Source organism: Candidatus Latescibacterota bacterium (assembly GCA_019038625.1).
Lineage (GTDB): Bacteria > Krumholzibacteriota > Krumholzibacteriia > Krumholzibacteriales > Krumholzibacteriaceae > JAGLYV01.
Genome location: JAHOYU010000002.1, coordinates 1 through 5,700, shown reverse-complemented (window position 1 = coordinate 5,700; position 5,700 = coordinate 1). Strand labels below are relative to the sequence as shown.

Sequence of the window (5,700 nt, the reverse complement as noted above, 5' to 3'; positions counted from 1 at the left end):
GGATACCAGACGGATATCGGTATGACAGGACCATATTCATCAGTCATCGGGGTAGACAAGAAACAGGTTATCGAAAGGTTTCTGAAAGGTGTCAATGTGCGGTTTCAGGCAGGTGGGGATGATCCTTGTATTGAAGGGATATTCGCGGAAATTAATGATGAAAATGGGAAAACTGTCAGGGTAGAGAGGATCCACAGGTTTATCGAGGGGATATCTTCGTGAAAAACAGTCATTTGGACAGGATAATCGACGGCAAGGCTGTAGGCGCAGAGATCACCGAGGAAATCAAAAAGGAAGTCCTGGAGTTTTCCAGAACCAGAAAATCGCCAGGACTCACTGTTGTCATTGTCGGGGAAGATCCAGCTTCCCAGGCATATGTCGGGATGAAGGTCAGAAAAGCGGAGAAGATAGGGATCAGATCGGATCTGATAGAAATGCCGGCGGATATATCCGAAGAATATCTTCTCGACAGGGTGAAAAAACTTAATGATGACAAAGATGTCGATGGTATACTTGTGCAGATGCCCCTTCCTTCTCATATAGATCAGCAAAAAGTCATTGAGACCATCGATCCCTCAAAGGATGTAGATGGCTTCCACCCCTACAGTCTTGGACGCCTGGCTGCAGAAAAACCGACATTCGTTTCCTGTACTCCTCTTGGAATAACTGTTCTTTTAAAGAAATACGGTGTTGAAACAAGAGGAAAGAAAGTGACTATTGTGGGCAGGAGTCTCATCGTCGGAAAACCGATGGCTCTTCTTCTTTCATCAAAATCTGACACAGGCAATGCCACAGTTACGATTTGTCATTCCCGGACTGAAGACCTGAAGGATGCGACAATCGAAGCTGACATCCTTATAGCTGCGGCAGGGCAGCCTCACATGATAACCGGAGACATGGTAAAAGAAGGGGTCGTAGCAATAGATGTCGGAACTACCAGGGTAGAAGATCCGACGAAGAAAAAGGGATATCGCCTGGCTGGGGATATCGATTTCGATTCCGTCTATCCACGGGCGTCCCTCATCACACCTGTCCCAGGAGGCGTAGGACCGATGACGGTCACAATGTTGATGAAAAATACTCTTCTGGCTGCAAAATGGGCAAGGGGAATGCCGGATGAACCAGTATGATTCCGGTAACCAATCCAGGACCGGACTTGATGACGTCTATACAGTTTCTGAGATCACGGACGCATTGAGGCAGAATCTCGAGTCTGAGTTTCCATCGATCAGGGTCGCGGGTGAGATCGCCAATTTCAAAGCACATATTTCCGGTCATTATTACCTCACTCTGAGAGATGAGAAGAATCTTCTGCGCGGAGTCATGTTCAAGCGCAATACTTACGGACTTGCTTTTCTACCCGATAACGGAATGTTCGTGATCGCTTCAGGCCGCATGTCACATTACGGTGGCAGCGGGCAAACACAGCTGATCATGGATTCCATGGTGGTCGCAGGCAGGGGCGGGGCAGAGATTGAATTCGAGAGACTCCTGGGAAAACTTGTAAATGAGGGGCTTACGGATATTTCCCGAAAACAGGCCATTCCCTTATATCCTGGTAAGATAGCGGTCATAACATCAAAGACAGGTGCTGTTATAAGAGATATCAGAAAGACTGTCGAGAGAAGGTGGCCCGTAGCAGATCTCGTGCATATCCATTCAGAAGTACAGGGTCCAAAAGCAATTGATTCGCTAGTCCGGGCTTTTAGCCGGATCGAGGCAATGAAAGACGTGGACCTCGTAATCCTTGCAAGGGGTGGAGGAAGCAGCGAAGACCTGTGGGTTTTCAATCTAGAACCCGTCGCAAGGGCAGTATCAGGGTGCAGATATCCCGTGATCACCGGTATTGGGCACGAGACAGATACGACGATATGCGATCATGTAGCGGATCTAAGAGCTCCGACTCCCACAGCCGCAGCTGAACTGGCAACTCCTTCCAGGATGGATATATTGGACAGGCTTGATAGATTTGCTGAAAGTATAAGAAAAAACTGGCTCCAGTCTTCTGAGAGACGGCTGAATCTTGTCGAATATATAATGCGAGGAAGCGTTTTTGAACTATTCGAACACAAGAAAGATGATGCTTTATTAAGAGTCGAAGACCTGACTGCGAGACTTGATGAACTCTGGTCCGGAATATCGAATAGTCATCTTTCTCATATAGATGATGCTGCAAACTCCATGAACGTCAGTCTGGGGAACAAATGCAGAGTGTCAGAACGGCGACTCGCAGATTCGACGAAACGGCTGGTGGGGAATACTCCCGATGGTAATATAAAAGCAGGAAAGGAATCTCTCAGGAGGTTGCAGGGACTGATAAGATCTGAAATATTGGGAAGTATTCGCATGAAGAAGAGCAGATCTGATGGTATCATAAGGACGATGGAAGGGCTCTATCCTCTGGGTATTCTGAAAAGAGGCTACACGTTCTGCATGACCGGAGATGGAAATGAAGTGGTCGGATCTGTAGACGGTGTCTCGACCGGTCAGCGAATAAAAGTTATGTTCCACGATGGAAACGCGTCTTGCCTTGTCGAGAAAAAAGGAAAGGAAAAGGGATGGCGGTAAAAGTCAATTTCGAAGAATCGATAGAAAGACTTGAGGAGATTGTAAGACGTCTCGAGGATGAAGTCGTTCCTCTGGAAGAAAGCATCAAGCTATATGAAGAGGGAATGAAAATCGGTAGAAAATGCAGAGTTATTCTGCAGCAGGCCGACGAGAGGATAAAAAAACTGTCGGAAGAGTTCGAAAGTGACTCTGCCAATGAATAGTGAACCGGGCAAAGTTAATGGTGGTGGACTGGATCAGGCCAGGAACGAGATCAATGCTCTCCTGGAAGAGATTCTTCCGCATGGTTCGGAGCGTCCGGAATCACTTCATAACGCTATGAGATACGCCGTCCTGGGTGGGGGGAAGAGGCTTAGAGCCATACTATGTGTGTGGACTCATGAGGTGCTGGGTGGAAAGCACCGTACAGCCGCGATGACCGCAGGGTGTGCTATCGAGTGTCTACACGCATATACTCTGATCCATGACGACCTTCCTTGTCTGGATGATGACGATACGAGAAGAGGCAGGCCTTCATGTCACATAAAATATGGCGAGGCTGTAGCCTTGTTGGCTGGAGATGCCCTTCAGGCATATGCGTTTCAACTAATAAGCGAGTTGAAAGATCCTGCGGTTAAAGACATTATCTCAGCAGTAAGATTGCTTTCGAAGACTGCGGGATCGAAGATGCTTGTCGGTGGGCAAGTCGCAGATATCGAGGGGGAAGGGAAGAGACCAGACGAAAATATTGTAAGGTTTATCCATGCTCGGAAAACAGCAGAACTGATAAGCACTTCGATGGGAATCGGTGCAATTCTTTCTGGGGTAGGACAGGATGTTATTGTGCAGATAAAGGAGGCTGGCAGGAAAGCCGGTCTGGCCTTTCAGATCGCAGATGACATTCTTGATGTTCGGGGGGATGAGAAGCTGGTTGGAAAAGGCTTGCGAAAGGATGATGAAAAAGGGAAAATTACATGGCCCGCTTGCTTTGGGCTGGAATCCGCCGAAAAGATGGCAAAGTGTCTTATTGATGAATCTATTGAGATCGTAAAGACTGCCGGCGATGACGGCAGGATCGAATCGTTATTCAAACTCTTTCTGGAGAGGGTCTCCTGAAGATGATCAAGCAGTTGTTTTACAGGGATATATTTCTTCTTCCGGTGATTTGCGCGATTCTCGTGCAGTTGTTGAAGGGGATCCTTTATTCTCTGATAAACAGAAAGTTTGATATCGCCAGATTTTTCCAGGCAGATGGGATGCCCAATCTCCATGCCAGCGTATTCGGGTCCGTAGCCGCACTCATAGGGATCAAGTATGGTTATTCTTCTATACTATTTTCCGTCACGACGACATATTGTCTGGTCATTATTCATGATATGATGAGATTGAAACGGCAGAAAGAGAAACAGGCCGATGTTTTGAACGAAATAATTACAAATATCAAGGAATACAAAAGCTTGAGATCCGCAAAGATAACAAGAGTGCTTCAATTCAGGCCTCTGGACGTAATGGTCGGCACAGCGCTTGGAGTCCTTCTGACCTATGGTCTTCTATAGTGAAAGGAACAAACCCTGAAATACAGATTTCTTAATAGTATCGATTCGCCACGGGATCTGAAGGGGCTATCTATAGAGGATCTGGAGGTCCTGGCAGAAGAGATCAGGAAGTATATCATAGAAGTAGTGTCCATAAGAGGCGGACATCTGGCCTCGAGTCTGGGAGCCGTAGAAATTACGCTGGCTCTGCATTATGTGTTTGATTCACCGGACGACAAAATTGTATGGGATGTCGGCCACCAGAGCTATGCTCATAAGATTATAACGGGTAGAAGGGAAGCGTTCCGATCTCTCAGGACACGGAACGGAATCTCCGGTTTTCCAAATATTCACGAAAGTGAACATGACTGTTTTGGTGTTGGCCATGCCTGCACCGCTATTTCGGCGGCGACAGGCTTTGCAGTCGCACGGGATCTTAAGGGTGGAGATAATTTCATAATCAGTATAGTCGGGGATGGTGCGGTTTCAGGGGGCATGTCTTTTGAAGGAATCAATCATGCAGGCCATCTAAAGATGAACAGGTTCGTGATAATCCTGAATGACAATGAAATGTCCATATCGAAGAATGTTGGAGCGCTCGCTCGCTACCTCACCCGTATAACGACAAAAAAACCATATCTTCAGCTTGAGGCCGATGTATGGGAACTTCTCGGAAAAATACCAGCTCTGGGTGGGAAGGCAAGAAAACTGGCGAGTCGGATCAAAGAGAGCATCAAGAACCTGGTCGTACCCACTATTCTTTTTGAGGAACTCGGATTCCGCTATCTTGGACCTCTTGATGGTCATGATATTCGACAGCTTGTAGAGACATTTTCCCTGCTTCACCAGATCCCCGGGCCAATTATGATCCATGCCATGACGAAAAAAGGCAAGGGCTACCAGTTCGCCGAGAAAGACGCAGAAAAATTCCACGGGGTTGGAAGCTTTTATAAAAAAACGGGAGGGTCCAAATCGAGTCCTGGTAAGGAAAGCTATAGCAGGTTCTTTGGGAAGACGCTCTGTAATATTGCTTCGAAGGATGAGAAGGTCGTAGCTGTGACGGCGGCGATGAAGGAAGGGACCGGTCTGTCAGAGTTCGCGGAAAAGTTTCCCGAAAGATTTTTCGATGTCGGAATCAGTGAGCAGCACGCAGTTACTTTTGCGGCAGGCCTTGCTAAAGAAGGCTATAAACCGTTTGTAGCGATATATTCGACATTCCTTCAGAGAGGATTCGATCAGATCATTCACGATGTTGCCCTGCAGAAGCTGCCGGTCAGATTCGTTGTCGACAGGGCAGGGCTTGTCGGGAGGGACGGAGCGACGCATCACGGAGTCTTTGATATAAGCTTTTTGAGTATTGTGCCGGATCTCACTCTGATGGCCCCGACAGATGAGAACGAGTTGAGCAGAATGTTGTACACAATGATGTTGATCGAAGATGGACCATCCGCGATTAGATTTCCTAGGGGGAATATAGTCGGAATAGAATCGGTTGATATGAAGAAACCTCTGCAATTGGGGAAGGGACGGATCGTGCGTGAAGGTAAGGACGTATCAATCCTGTCCGCAGGGTCGATGTTGTCCCTGGCAATGGAAACAGCGACAATCATGTCACGAT

The 5,700-nt window shown here is 47.4% G+C and carries 7 protein-coding genes; all 7 read left to right on the top strand.

Going from position 1 to position 5,700, the window contains the following annotated elements; genetic code table 11:
• Positions 1 to 222: YmdB family metallophosphoesterase (locus tag KOO63_00100; protein MBU8920238.1), on the top strand; the 222-nt coding region annotated here is incomplete at its 5' end.
• 11 nt (positions 223 to 233) lie between these two features.
• Complete coding sequence (gene folD / locus KOO63_00095) at positions 234 to 1,130, top strand: bifunctional methylenetetrahydrofolate dehydrogenase/methenyltetrahydrofolate cyclohydrolase FolD (GenBank protein MBU8920237.1); 897 nt, start codon at positions 234 to 236, stop codon at positions 1,128 to 1,130.
• Positions 1,117 to 2,568, top strand: a complete 1,452-nt coding sequence (gene xseA, locus KOO63_00090; GenBank protein MBU8920236.1) for an exodeoxyribonuclease VII large subunit — start codon at positions 1,117 to 1,119, stop codon at positions 2,566 to 2,568. Before folD ends, xseA begins: the two co-directional genes overlap by 14 nt.
• Complete coding sequence (gene xseB / locus KOO63_00085; GenBank protein MBU8920235.1) at positions 2,559 to 2,771, top strand: exodeoxyribonuclease VII small subunit; 213 nt, start codon at positions 2,559 to 2,561, stop codon at positions 2,769 to 2,771. The genes xseA and xseB overlap by 10 nt, the downstream gene beginning before the upstream one ends.
• The gene (locus KOO63_00080) at positions 2,764 to 3,663 is read left to right on the top strand and encodes a polyprenyl synthetase family protein (GenBank protein ID MBU8920234.1); all 900 of its coding nucleotides are present in this window, start codon (positions 2,764 to 2,766) and stop codon (positions 3,661 to 3,663) included. The genes xseB and KOO63_00080 overlap by 8 nt, the downstream gene beginning before the upstream one ends.
• Before the next feature lie 2 nt (positions 3,664 to 3,665).
• Complete coding sequence (locus tag KOO63_00075) at positions 3,666 to 4,103, top strand: divergent PAP2 family protein (protein MBU8920233.1); 438 nt, start codon at positions 3,666 to 3,668, stop codon at positions 4,101 to 4,103.
• Positions 4,104 to 4,118: 15 nt separating this feature from the next.
• The coding region (gene dxs / locus KOO63_00070; GenBank protein ID MBU8920232.1) for a 1-deoxy-D-xylulose-5-phosphate synthase at positions 4,119 to 5,700 on the top strand (1,582 nt) is incomplete at its 3' end.

Bases quoted from the DNA above. Each gene is read 5' to 3' on its own strand.
- xseA (MBU8920236.1), top strand. From the start codon at position 1,117: ATGAACCAGTATGATTCCGGTAACCAATCCAGGACCGGACTTGATGAC.
- xseB (MBU8920235.1), top strand. From the start codon at position 2,559: ATGGCGGTAAAAGTCAATTTCGAAGAATCGATAGAAAGACTTGAGGAG.
- KOO63_00080 (MBU8920234.1), top strand. From the start codon at position 2,764: ATGAATAGTGAACCGGGCAAAGTTAATGGTGGTGGACTGGATCAGGCC.
- KOO63_00075 (MBU8920233.1), top strand. From the start codon at position 3,666: ATGATCAAGCAGTTGTTTTACAGGGATATATTTCTTCTTCCGGTGATT.